This is a genomic window from Paenibacillus sp. FSL F4-0100 (assembly GCF_037993005.1).
GTDB lineage: Bacteria > Bacillota > Bacilli > Paenibacillales > Paenibacillaceae > Paenibacillus_AQ.
On sequence record NZ_CP150303.1, the window covers coordinates 7,623,793 to 7,641,859 of the forward strand.

Sequence of the window (18,067 nt, forward strand, 5' to 3'; positions counted from 1 at the left end):
TTAGAAATGAAACGTACCAAAAAAATATTTGGTACATTTTGGGACGGATAAGATAGGGGTTTTTGACCGTTTCAAAAAGCATGCTTTTCGAAAGTTGAGAAGAACAACTTTATAAAAACCAGCGGTGTTGGAAGTTCGGAGTGGCTGAATTAAAATCGGACAGCGACTCGCTGCCGCCGAAGAAGAAAATACCAAGCGTTGCTCGACAAACGGCGCAACAAGGAATGCCCCTACACCTCTAACGCAAAAGAAACGGCCTGCTCTCTCGTCATTCCTCTTCCAATCGTAATGGCCTCGTTAAACGGCGCATCGCCGCATTCTAGCCTGCAGGTTCGTTTCGCCTGCTCGTAAATCCATTGAAACTGGGGCTGGGCCGCGGAGCCAAGATTGGCTCGTAATTTCTCGGAGACTCCGATCAGCGTAGCGGCCACCCGGTATTCTCCCAGCCCGCACAACGCGCTTGCAAGCCCCTCGACTCCTCGCGCGAGGAACCACGTTCCCGGATATGTTTGGCAGATGGCGATGCCTCTCTTGAAAAGCGCCAACGCTTCTCTGGGTTTCTGCCGGTTTAACGCAATATATCCCAAGGCCCGAAAAGGTCCCGACAACTCCAAGTCGTCTTTTGCTTTCTCGAATAGCGTGGCACTTTCGACGAGCAAGGGTTCCGCCCGTTCCCACTGCTGCTGCGCCACCAGGATGTAACTCAGAGTACCTAAGGATGACGCAAGGCTCCAATCGTCACCTGAATTCCTGGCATGCAGCACGCTCTCTTCTGCTAGCCGAATCGCTTCGTCCGTCAAGCCCGAATGCGATGCCAGCTGAGTAAGCATACGAAGCTGAGATGCCAGGAGCGCCGGATGACCGAGCTTGCGAGCTTCATCCGCGCTTTGTCTGGCCAGGTCTTCGGCTTCCTGGACTTCTCCCATGACCCACAGCAACACGCTAAGACCATGCTTCGCTTTTACCGCGTGTTCTTGAACGGAAGTTTGACTGTGCGTCGCCAGAGCCGCACGCAGCTGTGCGGATCCTTCCTGCAAGGTCCCTTCATGCAGCCAGTAATAATAGAGGCAGGATGCCATTCGTATTGCAGCTTCCGCCCGCGGATGATCGCAGGCTAGTTTCAGCGCGGAGCGAATGTTGGCGTATTCCCGCCGAATCGCCACGAATGCGGCATCCCGGTCTCGACTGCGGAACCCCCGTTCTGCTCTTTCTACGAATCGACAGTAGTGCTCGACGAAGCGGCGGATCATCCGTTCGCGTTCCTCGCCGGTGCAGTGCCTCTCCCATTGTTCGCTTCCAAATTGTTTAATCGTCTCGAGCATCGCATATCTGTGCCTAGGTCCGCTACTCGCCAAATCAACAGATAGGAACGATTTATTGAATAGGCTAGCAACCAAGCTTAAGGCATCCTGACGATCGAACCGTCCGAGCGAGGGGTTCGATTCCTCATCCACGCAGATCTGTTCGACCGCTTCCAGCTCGAATCCCCCGGTAAAAACACTCAGCTTCCGCAGCAGCTGCCGCTCTTGCTCCGTGAGCAGGGCGAAGCTCCATTCCAGGGTGGCTCGAAGCGATTGATGACGGGGTGCGGCCGTTCGCTTCCCCGCTGTAAGGACGGCGAACATATCGGACAGCCGTTCGTCGAGTTGCTCGATGCTGAGCACGTTCGTCCGGGCGGCTGCCAGCTCGATGGACAGCGGGATGCCCTCCAGACGTTTGCAGATTCGCCCGACGATCTTCACGTCCGCTTCCGATACGCGGAAGGAGGGAGATACGGCGGTCGCGCGCTCGATAAACAGCTGAACGGACTCGCGGGACAGAATGGCGTCATCTGATGCGTGATCCCGCAACTCATTCTCCGTGGGGAACGTGAGCGGCGGAATCCTCCATACGCGCTCCATGCCGATGTTCAACGGCTCCTGGCTGGTGGCCAAAATAACGACCCTAGGGGAGGCCGACAACAACCGCTCGATGAGAGAAGAGCAAAAATCGATCAAGTGCTCGCAGTTGTCGAACACGAGAAGCATGCATTTGTTCCGGATATGGTTGAGCAAGGACTCGATAAGCGGCCTTCCCTTCTGTTCCTTGACGCCCAATACCGAAGTGATGATTCTCAGCGCCGAGAGCGTATCCATCGCCGAAGCGAGCTCGAACAGCCACACGCCGTCGGGATAAGAATGGCAGGCGTCCGATGCGACCTTATACGCCAGGCGCGTCTTGCCACTTCCCCCGGCACCCGCGAGCGTGACGAGGGGGGAATCGGCAAGATGTTGCCGAATCTCCCAGACCTGTTCGAGGCGGCCGATAAATGAGGACATTCTGCTTGGTAGATTCGTTGCTCCATATGGTGCGGTAGCACTTCGCGGCGATTCATCGGTCCTGTGTGCCGGCGAACCTGCCGATCGGATTCCGGAGTGAACGTCAGCCTCTCTACCCGCAGAAGCAGCTGCGAGAATCGCCTCGAACCATTGTTCGTCAAAAAGGGGATACATCCGGTTGTTTCCTGACCTGTCGTCATGGAATCGACGGACCGTCTCCCAAAGCAACTGAGCCTCCGCGCGCTCGGAACCGCGAAGAAATTTTTGTTCAACGACAAAAAGTTGAATCAACAATTGCAGATTATCAGCTCTCGGCAGCCGTTCGCCATTTTCCCACTGCTGAATCGTCCTTATATCCACCCCGATCCGCTCGGACAGATCGATCTGCCGCAGCTTCGCCCTTCCTGCCGGGCCCGGTCTCTGCCGCAGTTTGCGAATCATCTCTTCCGGCCATATCCGTTCCGTTTGATTACCTGTCATTTATTCTCCTCCCGATAACACGAACTTACACGAACTTACACGAACTCTTCGTACGAATTCGCCTGCATTCTTAGCATAGACGTCATCGTGCTAAGATTCAATCATACCGAACACGCCGAGTAAGCGTGAGGAAAAGACTAAAGGAAAACGAGAAGGAGGAATGCGGCATGCCATTCGTACGCATCGCATTGATGAAGGGCAAATCGGCGGAGTATCAAAAGAATGATGTTCCCACGCTATTTGGTTGATTTCGATGTGCAAAAGCTCCCTCGCGTCCGGACGGATGTGATCGTCATTGGGGCGGGGATTGCCGGCTTGTTTACGGCGATTAAAGCGAGCGAGACGAAGTCGGTGGTAATGATTACGAAAAAATCGCTGCTCGATAGCAATACCCGATACTCCCAAGGCGGCATCGCGGCGGTCATCTCCGATGAAGACTCGCCGGAGTTTCATAGGCAAGACACTTTGGTTGCCGGGGCGGGTTTGTGCGACGAAGCAGCGGTTAGCGTGCTTGTGCACGAAGAGCCGGACGGCGTCCGCGACCTGATTCGGATGGGGACCGTATTTGACGAGGAGAACGGCGAATTGGCCTTGACGAAAGAAGGGGCACACAGCCATCGACGTATCCTGCATGCCCATGGGGATGCGACGGGGGCGGAAATCGTGCGCTCGCTGTCGGAACGGACGAAGCAGGACCCGAACATCGAGCTGTGGGATGACCATTATGTGATCGATCTGTTGACCGAGAACGGCGAATGCCGCGGCGCGCTTGTGCAGAAGCCGGATGGGACACGAGTCGTGGTGGAGGCGGACGCCACGATTCTCTGCTCCGGAGGGGCAGGACAACTGTTCCGCTATACGACGAATCCGGACATTGCTACGGGCGACGGCATTGCGATCGCGCTCAGAGCCGGTGCGGAAATTCGCGACGTCGAATTTGTCCAGTTCCACCCGACCGCCTTGTGCTATCCGGGTGCGCCGCGGTTTCTGATATCCGAGGCGGTGCGCGGCGAGGGTGCGATCCTGCGCAACACGAAGGGCGAGCGCTTCATGGCCCGATATCACGAGCAGCTTGAACTGGCTCCGCGCGATGTTGTAGCAAGAGCTATTCTCGATGAGATGGAAGCAACGAAGTCGACGTTTGTCTACATTGATATTACGCATGAATCGGAAGAATTCGTCAAGCGCCGCTTTCCAACCATCTACGACTTCTGTCTGAAATATGGGCTCGATCTGTCCACGGACTGGATCCCGGTTGCACCGGCGGCGCACTACATGATGGGCGGCGTCAAAACGGATCTGCATGGGGAGACAGCGGTGAAACGGTTGTTCGCCTGCGGCGAAGTGTCGTCGACTGGCGTGCACGGGGGGAATCGGCTGGGCAGCAATTCGCTGTCGGAGGCGATTGTGTTCGGCCGCCGCATTATCGAGCGGATCGCAGCGCTGCCGCTGCTGGGCCACGGGGTGCAGCAGCTCTGCGCGGCGACGCACCGGCAAGAGCCGCCGCGGCATTCGATTGTGGAAAAGCGGCTGAAGCTGCAGAAAATCATGCTGCGCGAAGCCGGTATAAGGCGCGATGCGAAGGGGCTTCGACGCGGATTGGACGAGCTGAAGCGGCAAGTCGCGTTCTTTGACGGGGCATTAACGAAGCAGGAAGAATATGAATTTGCCAATTTGCTTACTTGCGCGTTGCTAACTACGAAAGCCGCTCTGCGACGCGAAGAGAGCCGCGGCGGACATTATCGGATCGATTACCCGAAGCGTGACGACGACCGCTGGATACGCCACATCGTCTTTCGGTTAACGCACGAGGGACAGTTGGAGGAGAGCATTCAAGCGGCTGGAGCTGAACCGCGAACGGATACGCCGCAGGTTTGAGCCGCGGCGGGGTGGAGTCGATGGAGCAGCTAGGGCCGCCTCACGAAACGGAAATAATCGTACGGCAAGAGTCGCTGACCGGGCGTAACGGCCTGAACTTACCGGGTGCCACCTGGTTGCTCTGTTGCCATGTGTAGTCGCCAATCATGTGAACTGGCAGGAAACAGCCCAACGATCAAACCATACGTTTATTACGGAAGCGAGGGAATGTACATGTTATACGAGCTGCGCATTTATACGATTCATGAAGGGAGAATGGATGCGATTCAGCAGCGATTCGAGCGGCACACGCTCGGTATTTTCGAGCGGCTGGATATAAAAGTGGCCGATTTCTGGATCGATCAGACTGGGCATCCCAAGCTGTATTACGTGATGGAATACAAGAATATGGAAGATCGGCAGCTGAAGTGGGGCACGTTTGTGCAAGATCCGGAATGGGTCGAGGTGAAGCGCAAGTCCGAGGAAAGCGGTCCGATCATAGCGAAGATAGAGGAAATATTTATGAAACGGGCCGAATTTTTTAGGCGTTAACGTCGCTTGCCCTAGCAGTGGATATATTTGAACGAAGCCCAGCGGCAAAGGCTAGCCGCCGGGCTTCGTTTCATTTAAGCTCCCTTTCGACAGCAATTGTTAGATTAATCACCGTCTTGCGCGGCTTGCTCCGCTTCATGAAGTTCCGCTCGCTCCGACCGGGCGATGAAGACCAGGGTTCCCCGCACTCCGCATACCTGTTCACAAATCGCCGCGCATGTGTTTACGATTGACACGAGATGCTTGGAGTGGTTTAAGTTTCGCCGTCACTTGTGATATGGTTCCCCCCGATTAATCTTCACCGCCCGATAAATCTGCTCTACCAGGACCAGGCGCATCAGCTGGTGCGGCAGGGTCATCCGCCCGAAGCTGAGCTTCGTTTGGGCGCGCTTCAGTACGTCCTCGGAGAGGCCGTTAGAGCCGCCAATGACAAAGGCGACGTTGCTGGTGCCGTACGTCCCCAGCTTGTCGATGTGGGACGCCAGGTCCTCGCTGGACCACAGCTGGCCGCCGATCGCGAGAGCAATGACGTGCGTGTCCGGCTTGATGTGGCTGAGAATACCGACGCCCTCCTTCTCCTGCACTTGGCGCATCTCCGCTTCGCTCATGTTCTCCGGGGCCTTCTCATCCGGCACCTCGTGCACGGACAAGCGCACGTAAGGCGCAAGACGCTTACTGTACTCCGCAATGCCCTGCACCAGGTACTTCTCCTTCAACTTGCCTACGCATACCATCTGTATATTCATAGCGTTTTTCGCTCCTTAAACTCTGCTGTTATGTCGTTCATTCTAACATTGTACCGCCACCAATTAAAGGACATACCCAGACCCGCCCCGCCTTCCTACAGCAAGCTCCCTGTATTTCCTTGTCAACGCAAAAGCCAGCAGAGCATTAGAGTTTGAGATTGCCAACTCATTTACTTCTAAGCTTGTTCGACTGTGTTTGACCAACTTACAGCGATTATCGAAAAAAAAGAGCCGCTCTCTGAGAGTGACTCTTCTCTTCGTGTCTATTTTAAAAAGACCGGCAGCTCCTTCAGCGCAAACATCATCGTGCTATCCATCCGTTCCAGCTCTACGGAGCGATCACGGCGATATTCGGGGTAACGATCCAGCAGGGTCTGGAGGGCAATCCGGGACTCCATCCGCGCCAGCTGTGAGCCCATACAGTAGTGGATGCCGCTTCCGAGGCCCAGATGCGGGTTCGGATTCCGGTGGATGTTGAATACGTCCGGCTGCTCGAACACATCCTCGTCATGATTGGCCGAAGCCATCCAGATATAAACGAACTGTCCCTGCTTCAGCTCCTGCCCGCGCAGCACGGTGTCCTGCTTCACGCTGCGGAACATCAATTGAACAGGTGAGAAGTAACGGAAGACTTCTTCGATTGCCCCTGGAAGCAGCGTTGAATCTCCAAGTACCTCTGCACGGACCTCAGGCAGGCTATCAAAAGCAAGCACCGCCGATGAGATCAGATTGGTTGTCGTTTCATTACCCGCTACGAGAAGGAGAATACAGAACCCGATAATCTCCAGGTCGGTGAGATGTTCATTGTCGATACGCGCCTCCACCAGTTTCGTAATCAGATCGTCCTGGGGATGACGACGGCGATTCTCCGCGATTTCGGAGAAGTATTCGCTCATCTCACGCTGACACTGATAATAAGCATCCCCATTGTTACCTACCAGGGCGTCCGACCACGCCTTAAATCGCTCCCGGTCCTCCATCGATACGCCGAGCATCTCGGCAATCACCGTGATCGGCAGCGGACTTGCGAGATCGGCAACGATATCCATCTTCCCCTTCTTCTCCGCTTCGTCCAGCAGGGATGTCGTGATCTCCTGGATCTTGGGGGCAAGCGATTCTATGATACGAGGCGTAAAAGCATGGGATACCAGCTTGCGCAGCTGACGGTGCTTCGGCGGATCCTGCCGCAGGATGCTGGATTCAATCGGGTCATCGGAAGAAGAGGCCCCTTGAGAAGAGAACAATTCGTAATTCGTGAAGACGGCTTTAACATCCACGTATTTATAAACGTTCCAGCCTCCATTACCCTCAATTGCCTCCACCGGAGATTCCGTCCGCATCTGGCGGAACCATTCCAGCGGAAGTAAACCGTTCTTATTCCATTCCATGCTTAACACCTTCGCTTTCCATCGCTAATTTGAACTGACTGGTCAGTTATACATACTTAAAAAAAGAAGGCCTTGCTTATTCAAGCGATATAAACAGGCCTTGGGTAATCATCGTGAAGGCAAACCGCTCCAGATCCTCGCGTGAATACGTATCCTGATGATTCAGGTAATAATTACATGTGCTCTCCAGCGTTCCGACAATACTGGCAGCGGCCAGATTAGGATCAACGGCACGGCACAGGTTCTCTTCGCACTGACCTTCCTCGATGATGCTTGCCAGGAAGCTTAAATACTTCCGTTTCAGCTCCTTCAACTCGTCCAGAACATCCTGCTCGATGCCGTTCGAAATCTCATTAAATACGATGTGCGAGAAATGGCGGGATTCGAGAAACAGATCCAGATGATGGCGAATCGTGCGCTCAATCTTCTCCTTCATTGGCAGGGAGGAATTCAGGTCTGCCTCCGTCCGCTGCATAATATCTTCGAAGCCCTGCTTCACCACCGTCTTGAAGAGCTGGGATTTGCCCGGGAAGTTATAGTACAGAGTCCCCTTGGCAACCTGTGCGCGGGCGGCAATCTCGTCCATGCTTGCGCGGTGATATCCGTTCTCGGAGAATACTTCAATGGCTGCTTGGATAATTTTATCTTTGCTCACAATCGAATCGGCCCTTTCACAACTAAATTTCAGATCACCGTTCTTATTCTGACTGGTCAGTTCAAAAATAAGATACCATGCTGGCAAAAATTAGTCAACCGAAGACATGCCCCTACTTATACCGAAATCTCAATCTCCATATAATTCGATCCTTATGATGATTTCCGTGGTATCCTATACATATGGCCTAATACAGTGTATATTTCAACAGTGCTGGTAAACAATCAGCATATAGGGACAAGAATATACCGTAACGGAGTGATGGGTTGAGTAAATCCAAGGGCAAGGGCGGAACAGGCAGAGGCACAGGCAAGAAGGGCTGGAGCCGCTGGGATGCAAGTGCGAGAAGAGCGAAGAGTAAACCCAAACCTTATACCAGTAAAGGGGCCAAGCAGGCAGACGGTACATCGGAAGCCGAGAATCATAAAGGTACCCCGAAATGAACATATGGTACAGATCGACCTGATACATCATATTGAAGGAGATGAACAGATTGGACAGTCAAGAATTAATAACGGACATGCCCGAGAATTACGAGGAGCTCAAAAGCTCCGCCAACCGGAATGCCAATTGGAGAGAACGGTTAGACGCGGTGGAAGCGTTGGGAAATTGGAAAAATCAGAAATCCATTGATATTTTGCTGCATAGACTGAATACGGATGCGGTTTATCAAGTGCGAGAGGCAGCCTATCGTAAACTCCTGGCCTTTGGTGAGGACGTGCAGATGCCGGAAAGACCCAAAGGCGAACTGATGAAGGACGTTTCGAAGGTGTTGCTCCGCATTAAAAAAAGCCTTCCCCGTGACCACACGTATGAAGACTTCAAAGAGAAATTAAAAAAGATGAGAATCGACATCTACGATACGTACGAAGGTGACAAGGGCGATGACTTTGATCACTGGCTGGAACAGACTTGGTCTTCATTATTAAGAAGATAACAAGGCGTCAAGCCTTCCGGAGCTGACTCTGTATATGAGAAATCCGGTTATGTTATACTGAACACAAATATTAGTTATAGGAGTGGTACTCTGAGAAAGCAAAAGCCCATGTCGTTTGATGATCTGTTGAAGGAATTACAAGGCCAGAAATCGGTACAGGAGGATCCGGATAACATCTCTCTGGAAAAGCTGTTCAATGAATCGTTTATGCGTAAACATTCATCGCACAGCAGTTTTGGAGATTTTGTGGTAAAAGGTAACTTCCAAGTGGAAACGCACGAAGATATCGATAACATTCCGGATGAACTGTTTGACCGTCATGTTTCAAGAGAAACCGATTTCCCAGATTGGAAATCGATGCTGGAGCAGGCAAAAGCCGATCACGCTGCGGCCATTAAGTAAATCATGATAATGTCGCTGCAATGGCGCAGCTATGATCAGGGGCCGTTGGCCCCTTTTTCTATTTCCATCCGTTAGATGTGGAATGCATTCGACATCGTCTTCCTTACTTCGACTCGGACTTGGATTCCGATTCCGATTCGGTTTCCGTCTCCGCCTTCTCCCTAAACCTCTTGTAGAGCTTCGTAATATTCGCCGTATTGATCTCGATGTTGTGCTCGTAAGCGTATTTTACCGCATATCCCAGCGCCAGGGTAGTGGCACCCGCTACCGTTGCTCCGGCGACCGACCCGGCTCCAGGGAAGACCTTCACAATCTGCCGAAAAATACTCTTGCCGATATTCCCGAATATCGTGGCAATGACCAGCTCCTTCGCCGTCTCCTTGCTGATCGGCCTATTGTACAGTACCGCAAGCCTGGTGAGCAGACTCACCTGAATGCCGGTAATCGGAATGATATCCGACCCCGGAATGGGTGATGCGCCTACCGCTCCTGCCGAGATCGAGGCTCCGATGATCCATCCGTTGGCAGTCGCTGACTTCTCCTTGATACTTTTGGCAAAGAGAATGTCTTTAGACTTTTTTTTAAGCATCTCCAGAATGCTGCTCCGCAGCCGGTCAATGTTTTCTCCCGTCCGTGAAGATACCGGCGCAACCTCATAATGCCCACCGGTCTCCTTCTTAATCCGTGCTACCAGGCGGTCGATTTCATCTGCAGCGTCTATTTTGTTCAGCACGATCAAGATGTTCGAGTTCACGTCCTGAATCTTCTCGAAGGACTTCTTCTCCGCCTCGGAGAAGACCGTACCCGCAGCGTTCAGGAAGAATAGAACGATATCCGCTTGTTTATAGTATTTCAAGGTGATCTCCGAGTTCGCGGTGTTCACATCATTCAACCCGGGTGTATCCATGAAGTAAATATGCTCCTTGTACTTATGCGGTTTAATTTCCGTCGTTTCTCCAGGCTCTGCCCCGACACCAGCGACCTCTTCACCGACGATCCGGTTCATGGTGGAGGACTTGCCTGTATTCACATCACCAATCAGAGCGATGAGAATTTCCTGCTTCAGCTGTCGGTTGATGTCATCCATTTCCTTCTCATAGGCCTCATCGGCTGCCCGACTGATCTCGTCTTCCCATGATCTTCTGTAGTCACCCATTTCTGATCGTCTCCATTCACGCTAGGTTACCCGCGCCTCCGTGTAATCTATACATCCATCATACACTACGGAGGACTGTCCATCGAAGCTTTGTTTCTTCTATTCACTTCAACATCTCTTTAAACAAAAAAAGCGTGAATTCATCACGCTTTCTCATTTGGATTATTTATTTAATTTAAATATTCACGTTACACAACTAAAAACTCAGCATGCTTCTCGCACTCCGCGCACTTCACCGGTGGGTCCCAGTCCGAAAACTCGGTCTCCTTCAGATCAACAATATCCGGGGCATCCTCATATTCATCCACGAAATTTTCGATCGCTAGTTCCACATGTTCCTTGCATACGACGTACATTCTATGCATCCTTTCTATCTTTCGCCTCATGTTGTGTTTTTCTTCAAACCAGTATAGCCACTCTTCTGTTCTACCACACTCTACGAGAAAAAGAAATGTTTTTAACCCATTTGCTCATCCCGGCCGTTTTTCAATCCACAAAAGCTTCCTATCTATCCATGGATTTCACATCCAAAGTCCTTATACCCACCATCATTTCGATGCAGACAGCAAAAAAAGAGCGTAATCCACGCTCTTCTTCGCGGCCGTTTCACGGCTCGTATCTAACCTTTTTCAATCTCTCTATATTGGATATTATTCAACGCTAACCATAATATATACCCATGAACCTACTGCATTAAACAATGGACAAGCACATTTACTCCAAAAAATCAGCAGTGACTTGGGCCAACCAAGTCAACCAATCCAGCCTGCATTATTCTCCAGGCTTCTCTTCCAGCATCACCTTCAGCGACTGCAGCTTGCCGTCACGATAGAAGGTCACGTCCAGGTCTTTGCCCACCTTCGTGTTAAGGTAGAGATGCTTACGCAGCTCCAGCGTTGTCGTGATCGGTTTGCCGTCCAGTTTGATGATCACGTCGTTCAGTTGCAGGCCGGCATCCAGCGCAGGTCCAAGCGCATCCAGCACGACCACGCCTTCGGTTACCGTCTTCGGCAACTTGAGGTTCTCCTTCTCCTTCTTGCTTAGTGGAGCATACGGGTTACCCAAGTCCACGGTGTATACGCCAAGATAAGGGCGTGCAATATGCCCCTTCAGCATTAGCTCGGTTACAACCTCCGTAATTTCATTGACAGGAATTGCAAACCCAAGCCCTTCTACGCCGGTGTCCGCAATTTTCATCGTGTTGATGCCGATAACTTTACCATTCAAATCCACCAAAGCGCCCCCGCTATTCCCCTCATTAATGGCAGCGTCGGTCTGAATGACCGCCTGCTCCCAATCGTAGATGCCGTCCTGGTTCAGGGATACCGGTATCACACGATTCGTGTAGCTGACAATCCCGGATGTGAGCGTGTCGCCCAGGCCCAGCGGGTTGCCGATAGCGATGACCGTTTCGCCGAGTCGAAGCTTGGAGGAATCCCCAAACTCTGCGACCTCTCCGATGCCTTTACTGTCAATCGACAGAACAGCAATATCGCTAACTTTGTCTGTTCCGACCAACGTCGCCTTCTTCTTCTCGCCACCTACCAGCACAACCTCAAGGGAAACGGCACCTTGAACCACATGGTTATTCGTAATCACGAAGGCTTTGCCTTCAAGTTTCTTGAAGATAACGCCAGAGCCCAGGGTGTCTTCCTGTGAACTGCCGAAATCATTTCCGAAATCAAAATCCTCACCGAAGTCGAATCCCTCCGGAAGCTCAAAGTCTCCCTCTTCCTCTGGCAGGGTACCGAAATCCTCTTCCAACCCTTCTCCCTCAGGGCCTACCTCTTCAGGCACCGCGCTCTCTTTATGTGTCAGCACACTGACAACAACCGGTCGCACCTTCTGAGCAACGCTAATAATCCGTTCATAGGGATCCCCATCGGACGTGGACAGCTGATGGCTGCCATTAATCAGGGTAATCGGTGAAGAGGTTGCAGGATGGCCCGTTATGAAGCTGAACAGCATCACCGCAATCAGAGCACTGCACACCGAACTGATCGCGGAAATCTGGAATGTCGATAAACCCTTTTTACGGCGGGTCGTCCGCCACTTCGTTCGCTCAGGTCGGTCCTCGCTGGTATTTTTGCTCCGTCTGGAAATTTTAGTTGAATAGAAATCATCGTCAAATAATCCCATTGCGATCCCTCTCTCCCCTTGGTTGCTACGCGTCAAGATACTTTACCAGCTTCAGACCCTCCGCCATTACCGACTGACCTATGAAATCATCTTGTCGTCATAACAACCTGCCCTGTACCGAGTGTATCTAGTTTCCTATGAAATCGGCAGCGTATCACCTGTTAAATATCTCTCTATTGTAAAGACTCTTCAGCGGCTAAAAAAGTTGCATTTTTGAGCATTCTGCTTGAACTTTTATCGAAATATGGCTTTACATTGAATATTTCAATCCATAGCCTGAAATGTAGTTCCAAAAAAGGTATGTATTGCCACCCAACAGTTCAAAAAAAACCCTGTATTCTTCTATTACCACAAACAGGGCGACTTAAGCGCAAAACATCTGTTTTTTCTAAAAAAAGATGGGAAAACCTGGGCTGGCCGCATTTTAGAAATGCAAACTCCCTGGTACTTATTCGATGCAAGTGCTTAACAGAAGCATTCAGACCTTCTAGGTTTCTATTGTACCACACGAACAGAGGTTCACGTCAGCTTTCTTTAATAAAAACAAATGCCAAATTGATGGAAATTTTGAGAGTCAGTACAATGAGAGATTCTTCATTTCATAACAACGAATTGCCCGAATGAACCTATTAACCTTGTATACGTACAGACAACCAAATGGTTCCATTATGCAGGGATTTTCTTCAATCCAACTCTTCTCTTCCGGCATATCCGCTATTCCTAACAGCCTGCAACCCTCATTCGCGCATTTCCCCCTTAAACAGGATACCGGACAATTATGTAAAGAAAATGGCAATATTGTCAGTCTCTCATGACAAATCGATCCAGTCCAGAACACAACGTTGAAGGGGACTTCGGCGACCCACACATCATTCCTATTTGGATTCCCCGCAACTTATTCTTCCTAAGCCACCCCTTGGAAAAATTCTTCCTGCTCCCCTCCGCTTGACCCCTGTAGACAAGATCGGCTTATCTTGTTTCCCTATTAAAAAGACCAGAAACCCTATCACATATGGTAGGGTTTCTGGTTGAAGATGAATCTAGCTTATGCGCCCACTACTGACAAGATAATAGGCTCTCCCCGCAATTAAGCGAGCACGGTATCCATCACCATTCGTAAGAAACGGCGGTAGTCCGCTTCATAGGCCACATTGATCTCGGGCAAATGTTCCCAAGTATGGTGATGGCGCGTATCCAAAATCGTCATGCCCAGGGTTAATTCCCCCTTCGTCTCGATCCCGACCTTGCCCTTCACGTATTGAATCAAGGAAGGCTCGATTACTGCGGCGACAGCCATCGAATCGATGAGCACGCAATACGATTCAAAGCCGCGTCCCAGCACGAATTGAATCATGTTATGCAGGAAATCCGCCTCGCGGTTTTGAGACTGCTTCAGCTCGGCAAGCTCACTCTCCGTAAAGTTCACGTCAAAATGAGTAGCAACGTCCAATCCGATGGCATACAGCGGCACGCCTGAGTTAAATACGATCTCTGCAGCTTCCGGATCCACGTACACATTCCACTCACTCTGCGGATTATCGCCGGTAGCGTTAGCTGTTGCATATCTATTAAGACCATAGGAACCGGCAATCGCCGTGATCGAGCTGATCATTGGTTTGATCTCCGGTGCAATCATCATGGCCAGCGCCACATTGGTCAGGGGACCCAGCGCCAGAATATGAATATCTCCCTCATTCTTCTTGACCATCTCTATAATCATGTCAGCGCCATGCAGGCTTGACAGCTCCAGCTTCGGCGCCGGCAGATGATATTCAGCTTGTCCGTCCGAACCATGACTGAACGGATCGGAAGCCAGTGCCCGCACCAGCGGTTTCCCCATGCCTTTAGCCACAGGGATATCGATCTTCCCAAGCAGCTCCATGACTTTCAGGGCATTCGTGCTAGTCACATCGATCGGATAGTTACCGGCTACCGTCGTAACGGCCTCTACCTGAAGGGCAGGGGATTTGATCGCCAAGATCAGGGCCAGGGAATCGTCCATCCCCGGATCACAGTCAATAATTACCTTTTTCATTGAACTCTTCCTCTCTCCATACGAAAAAATATTACTTTACACTTCCCTGGGTGAGACCGCTCACCAAATAGCGCTGGAACACAATCGTTAGTACAATAACAGGCAGGCTAGATATCAAGCCGCTGGCCGACATCAGCCCCCGGTCCAGTCCGCGTTCGCTCACGAAGGTGCTGGTCAGAACCGGCATCGTCTTCGTATGGGCGCCCGACAGCGTCACCGCGAACAGGAACTCATTCCAGCAGAAGATGAAGCAGATCAGCCCCGCTGCCGCAATGCCCGGCATGACCACCGGCAGCACGATGCGGAAGAACAATCCGATGCGGGAACAGCCGTCAATCATCGCCGCCTCCTCCATCTCCACGGGCAGCTGGGCGAAGAAGGAACGGAGCAGCCATATGATTAGCGCCATATTCAGCGCAGAATAGGTAATGATTAAAAGAACATACGTATCCAGCAGATTTACGCGGTAAGCCAGCAGGAAGATCGGCACAATCACGACAACGGGCGGAATCATCCGCGTCATCAAGAGCAGATTCGGCAGCAACGGGCCCCCGGTACGGAAGCGTTCAATCGAATAAGCCGCAATCGCACCGATAACCACGGTGATCAACGTGGCAATGCCGGAAATCAGCAGGCTGTTCACCAGGCTTGTCACAAAATCCGGATTCTGAAACAGGGTCAGGTAACTGTCAAAGACCGGCTGCTCCGGGAACCAGACCGGCGGAATGGCCATCTGGTCAACAGGGCGTTTAATCGATGTCAGCGCCACCCATACGATCGGCAGCATGAAGAAGAGGAAGAACAGGAGAAGTATCCCTGTTTTGAATCCCGTAAACAGATGGTCTTTCAGTTTTCGGCTATTCATCGCTTCTTCCCTCCCCGGCTAAGCATATAAAGCGCGCCGAATATGACCACGGCCAGCAGTATCATCACGGCAGTGGAGACAGCCGACGCATATCCCATGTCATAGCGGCTAAATGCGATTTTATAGTTGTATACCGACACCAGCTCGGTTGCCGTGCCCGGTCCGCCACTGGTTAGAATGTAGACCAAGTCGAAGGTCCGGACGGCGTCCATCGCCCGCAGCACGGCTACGGACAGCAAAGCCGGGGCAACCAATGGCAGGGTCATCGACCAGAAGGTCTTCCATCTGGAAGCCCCGTCCATCTGGGCGGCCTCGTACACATCGTCCGGGATCCCTTGAAGGTTAGCGAGTACCATAATCATGACAAACGGACTCCACTGCCACACGTCCGCCAAAATGACCGAGAACATCGCCCAGCCCGGATCGGTCAGCAGCTTCGATGTATCGAAGGGAATATGCAGAAATTTAAAGATGGGTCCTAGCGGCGTAAATTCCGGAAGCAGGAACAGCCTCCAGGCTACCCCGACAACAACCGGAACCATCATCATAGGGACCATAAAGGCAACTTTGAAGAATGACTTCCCCCACACATGACCCTTCAGCAGCAGGGCCAGCATCGTTCCCACGATCATTTCCGCGGCAACGGCACCTACCGTGAACTGGACACTTCTCCATAATGAATTCATGAAGGTGGTGTCCGCCAGAAGCCTTTTGAAATTATTGAGTCCAATAAATTGGATGCCCAAATCCGGTCGCTGTAGCGGGTAGGAGAAAAAACTGAGTCCCAGTGCTGCCAGAATCGGAATCAGCAGAACCAGAACGATGATCAGAATGCCCGGCAAAACGAACCATAGTCTTTCACGTGGTTGAGATGGCATTGTTCATTAACCGCCTTACGTTAGAGAATATAGAGAAAGGAAGGGTGCCCCTTCCTTTCTCTTAGCAGCGAACTGCTGTCATTCCTGTATGATCCTTAGTATCCTCGCGATTTCATCAATTCATTGAATTCGGTTTCCGCCTCTTTCAGGGCATCCTCGGCAGCTCGTTCGCCGAACAAATATTTCACGACGGCATTCGGTAGAATTTCGCCTGTAATCGTCGAACCTTCCGGAATGAGCGGCAGCGTCTCCAAGCGGAAGGAATTCATGATGTCCGCATGCGGCTCATAGAAGCTGTATTCCGAAGCCAAACTTCCGGTAAGCGCCGAAGTACGGGCAGGAATGTTTCCTACCGGCGCTGCCTTCTCCATCATTTCTTGGCTGGTTGCGAACTCCATCCATTGGAAAGCAGCCTCCTGATTGTCGGAATGCTTGGTCATGACAAAACCGTATGGCAGATAGAAACGTTTAATGTCGCTGGTGTTGTCATCATTTGCCGGAATTGCAGTGAATCCGACTTTCCCGGCAATAGTGGACTGATTCGGATCCTGCGCCATTTGCGCAACCGTAGTGGCCATCTCCGCCATCGCGCTGCGTCCTTGCAGGAACTCGGAGGAAGCATCCGACCAGCCATACTGTCTGGCCGCAGGAGAGGCATACTGGAACAATTCCTTGAAGTCATTCAGCGCTTTGATACCCGCTTCATTGTTGAATTGCTGTTTATAATTGTCGTCGTATAAGTCGCCGCCGTAGTTAAACAGACGGTTATAGAACGCAAAACCGGACAGAATGCTATTCTCGCCCATCAGTGTCACACCGTACAGGTTCTCGTCCGGTCGGTTGAAGAATGCCGCGATATCCTTGTACTGCTGCATCGTCTGCGGCGGCTGAAGCTCATAGCCATACTTGTCCTGAAACGCTTTCTTCTCGGCCGCATCTTCAAACAGGTCGGTCCGATACAGAATACCGTGCGTTTCATTCATATAAGGAAGGAAATACAGCTGTTTGTCCGCACCGAAATAAGCGTTGTCGATTCCCGGAAAATCATCCAATTCCAGCTCGTCCAGTTTGGCCTGCTCCGTGGCAATCGGAACGATATAGTTCGCCAGTTGGAATTCAGGCACCCAGCCGATCGGGATGTACGCCAAATCGAAATCGACCTGTTCGGATACAAATTTTAATTTAAGCTGTTGTTGATACTGGTCGTAAGGAAGTTCCACGACATTCACTTTCACACCGTACTTTTCCTCGAAGTCAGGGATGATGCTCTTGAACGCATCCGCATGGGAACTGGTTTCCGCCATAATCGTCAGGGTCTTCGAACCCGAAGTCTCCCCCGATCCAGCCGTTCTGCTTCCAGCTCCAGACCCGGAACATGCGGAGAGCAATAGTGAAACCATGAGTAATGCCGCTAACATTGTAAAACTTCTCTTTTTAGAAAATACCATGATAAGCCGACTCCCCCGTTTTTCTCTATAGTTTGTTGGTTCCTAACCCATAACCTGTAACGAAAATAACAAAAATACCGACAATAGAATAGAAACGTCCCCCTAAAGCATAAGATGACACGCCTTGTCGAATTGTCATAATAGGAACTAACTGATAGGATAATAACAATAAAACAAGCGGGATATCACCCGAATTCGGTCATCTTTTTAT

Annotated in this window: 16 protein-coding genes; 5 read left to right on the forward strand and 11 right to left on the reverse strand. The window is 51.4% G+C overall.

Annotated elements, in window-relative coordinates; translation table 11 throughout:
• Positions 1-230 precede the first annotated feature (230 nt).
• Positions 231-2,798, reverse strand: coding sequence for a helix-turn-helix domain-containing protein (locus MHH48_RS34550; RefSeq protein WP_076326607.1), 2,568 nt, complete (start codon positions 2,796-2,798; stop codon positions 231-233).
• Between the two features lie 225 nt (positions 2,799-3,023).
• Between MHH48_RS34550 and nadB the strand changes: the two genes are divergently transcribed.
• Both nadB and MHH48_RS34560 read left to right on the forward strand, forming a co-directional pair.
• Positions 3,024-4,676: an L-aspartate oxidase gene (nadB, locus tag MHH48_RS34555; protein WP_076326613.1), complete on the forward strand. Its 1,653-nt coding sequence runs from the start codon at positions 3,024-3,026 to the stop codon at positions 4,674-4,676.
• A 207-nt stretch (positions 4,677-4,883) separates the two neighbouring features.
• The gene (locus MHH48_RS34560; RefSeq protein WP_083659874.1) at positions 4,884-5,207 is read left to right on the forward strand and encodes an NIPSNAP family protein; all 324 of its coding nucleotides are present in this window, start codon (positions 4,884-4,886) and stop codon (positions 5,205-5,207) included.
• A gap of 266 nt (positions 5,208-5,473) precedes the next feature.
• Here the strand turns inward: MHH48_RS34560 and rlmH are convergent, their stop codons facing one another.
• The 3 genes from rlmH to MHH48_RS34575 form a co-directional block, all read right to left on the reverse strand.
• The gene (rlmH, locus tag MHH48_RS34565; RefSeq protein ID WP_076326606.1) at positions 5,474-5,953 is read right to left on the reverse strand and encodes a 23S rRNA (pseudouridine(1915)-N(3))-methyltransferase RlmH; all 480 of its coding nucleotides are present in this window, start codon (positions 5,951-5,953) and stop codon (positions 5,474-5,476) included.
• Between the two features lie 263 nt (positions 5,954-6,216).
• Positions 6,217-7,341: a cytochrome P450 gene (locus tag MHH48_RS34570; protein ID WP_256720879.1), complete on the reverse strand. Its 1,125-nt coding sequence runs from the start codon at positions 7,339-7,341 to the stop codon at positions 6,217-6,219.
• A 76-nt stretch (positions 7,342-7,417) separates the two neighbouring features.
• The gene (locus MHH48_RS34575; protein ID WP_076326611.1) at positions 7,418-7,996 is read right to left on the reverse strand and encodes a TetR/AcrR family transcriptional regulator; all 579 of its coding nucleotides are present in this window, start codon (positions 7,994-7,996) and stop codon (positions 7,418-7,420) included.
• Positions 7,997-8,262: 266 nt separating this feature from the next.
• Here MHH48_RS34575 and MHH48_RS34580 point away from each other — a divergent pair, with 266 nt between their 5' ends.
• The 3 genes from MHH48_RS34580 to MHH48_RS34590 all read left to right on the forward strand — a co-directional run bounded on the left by MHH48_RS34580 (position 8,263) and on the right by MHH48_RS34590 (position 9,335).
• The gene (locus MHH48_RS34580) at positions 8,263-8,439 is read left to right on the forward strand and encodes a DUF3934 family protein (RefSeq protein ID WP_076326604.1); all 177 of its coding nucleotides are present in this window, start codon (positions 8,263-8,265) and stop codon (positions 8,437-8,439) included.
• Between the two features lie 41 nt (positions 8,440-8,480).
• Positions 8,481-8,933 (forward strand): HEAT repeat domain-containing protein, encoded by a 453-nt coding sequence (locus MHH48_RS34585; RefSeq protein ID WP_076326603.1) that lies wholly within the window; start codon positions 8,481-8,483, stop codon positions 8,931-8,933.
• A gap of 108 nt (positions 8,934-9,041) precedes the next feature.
• A complete protein-coding gene (locus MHH48_RS34590) occupies positions 9,042-9,335 on the forward strand; it encodes a hypothetical protein (RefSeq protein ID WP_076326602.1) in 294 nt (97 codons plus the stop codon).
• 103 nt (positions 9,336-9,438) lie between these two features.
• On the opposite strand, the gene MHH48_RS34595 is transcribed toward MHH48_RS34590, so the two are convergent.
• The 7 genes from MHH48_RS34595 to MHH48_RS34625 form a co-directional block, all read right to left on the reverse strand.
• The gene (locus MHH48_RS34595; protein WP_076326601.1) at positions 9,439-10,491 is read right to left on the reverse strand and encodes a GTPase; all 1,053 of its coding nucleotides are present in this window, start codon (positions 10,489-10,491) and stop codon (positions 9,439-9,441) included.
• Positions 10,492-10,679: 188 nt separating this feature from the next.
• Positions 10,680-10,847 carry a CxxH/CxxC protein gene (locus tag MHH48_RS34600; protein WP_006207301.1) on the reverse strand — a complete coding sequence of 56 codons (168 nt, stop codon included), beginning with the start codon at positions 10,845-10,847 and terminating at the stop codon, positions 10,680-10,682.
• 415 nt (positions 10,848-11,262) lie between these two features.
• Positions 11,263-12,630: a trypsin-like peptidase domain-containing protein gene (locus MHH48_RS34605; RefSeq protein ID WP_076326600.1), complete on the reverse strand. Its 1,368-nt coding sequence runs from the start codon at positions 12,628-12,630 to the stop codon at positions 11,263-11,265.
• Positions 12,631-13,717: 1,087 nt separating this feature from the next.
• Positions 13,718-14,665, reverse strand: a complete 948-nt coding sequence (locus tag MHH48_RS34610; protein WP_076326599.1) for a nucleoside hydrolase — start codon at positions 14,663-14,665, stop codon at positions 13,718-13,720.
• Positions 14,666-14,696: 31 nt separating this feature from the next.
• Positions 14,697-15,530 carry a carbohydrate ABC transporter permease gene (locus tag MHH48_RS34615; protein ID WP_076326598.1) on the reverse strand — a complete coding sequence of 278 codons (834 nt, stop codon included), beginning with the start codon at positions 15,528-15,530 and terminating at the stop codon, positions 14,697-14,699.
• Positions 15,527-16,408, reverse strand: coding sequence for a sugar ABC transporter permease (locus MHH48_RS34620; RefSeq protein WP_083659872.1), 882 nt, complete (start codon positions 16,406-16,408; stop codon positions 15,527-15,529). The genes MHH48_RS34615 and MHH48_RS34620 overlap by 4 nt, the downstream gene beginning before the upstream one ends.
• Before the next feature lie 95 nt (positions 16,409-16,503).
• Positions 16,504-17,826, reverse strand: coding sequence for a sugar ABC transporter substrate-binding protein (locus MHH48_RS34625; RefSeq protein WP_256720878.1), 1,323 nt, complete (start codon positions 17,824-17,826; stop codon positions 16,504-16,506).
• Positions 17,827-18,067: the final 241 nt, after the last annotated feature.

Coding starts and splice junctions, on each gene's coding strand:
- MHH48_RS34550 (WP_076326607.1), bottom strand. CDS start 2,798: ATGACAGGTAATCAAACGGAACGGATATGGCCGGAAGAGATGATTCGC.
- nadB (WP_076326613.1), top strand. CDS start 3,024: ATGTTCCCACGCTATTTGGTTGATTTCGATGTGCAAAAGCTCCCTCGC.
- MHH48_RS34560 (WP_083659874.1), top strand. CDS start 4,884: ATGTACATGTTATACGAGCTGCGCATTTATACGATTCATGAAGGGAGA.
- rlmH (WP_076326606.1), bottom strand. CDS start 5,953: ATGAATATACAGATGGTATGCGTAGGCAAGTTGAAGGAGAAGTACCTG.
- MHH48_RS34570 (WP_256720879.1), bottom strand. CDS start 7,341: ATGGAATGGAATAAGAACGGTTTACTTCCGCTGGAATGGTTCCGCCAG.
- MHH48_RS34585 (WP_076326603.1), top strand. CDS start 8,481: ATGAACAGATTGGACAGTCAAGAATTAATAACGGACATGCCCGAGAAT.
- MHH48_RS34590 (WP_076326602.1), top strand. CDS start 9,042: ATGTCGTTTGATGATCTGTTGAAGGAATTACAAGGCCAGAAATCGGTA.
- MHH48_RS34595 (WP_076326601.1), bottom strand. CDS start 10,491: ATGGGTGACTACAGAAGATCATGGGAAGACGAGATCAGTCGGGCAGCC.
- MHH48_RS34600 (WP_006207301.1), bottom strand. CDS start 10,847: ATGTACGTCGTATGCAAGGAACATGTGGAACTAGCGATCGAAAATTTC.
- MHH48_RS34605 (WP_076326600.1), bottom strand. CDS start 12,630: ATGGGATTATTTGACGATGATTTCTATTCAACTAAAATTTCCAGACGG.
- MHH48_RS34610 (WP_076326599.1), bottom strand. CDS start 14,665: ATGAAAAAGGTAATTATTGACTGTGATCCGGGGATGGACGATTCCCTG.
- MHH48_RS34615 (WP_076326598.1), bottom strand. CDS start 15,530: ATGAATAGCCGAAAACTGAAAGACCATCTGTTTACGGGATTCAAAACA.
- MHH48_RS34620 (WP_083659872.1), bottom strand. CDS start 16,408: ATGCCATCTCAACCACGTGAAAGACTATGGTTCGTTTTGCCGGGCATT.
- MHH48_RS34625 (WP_256720878.1), bottom strand. CDS start 17,826: ATGTTAGCGGCATTACTCATGGTTTCACTATTGCTCTCCGCATGTTCC.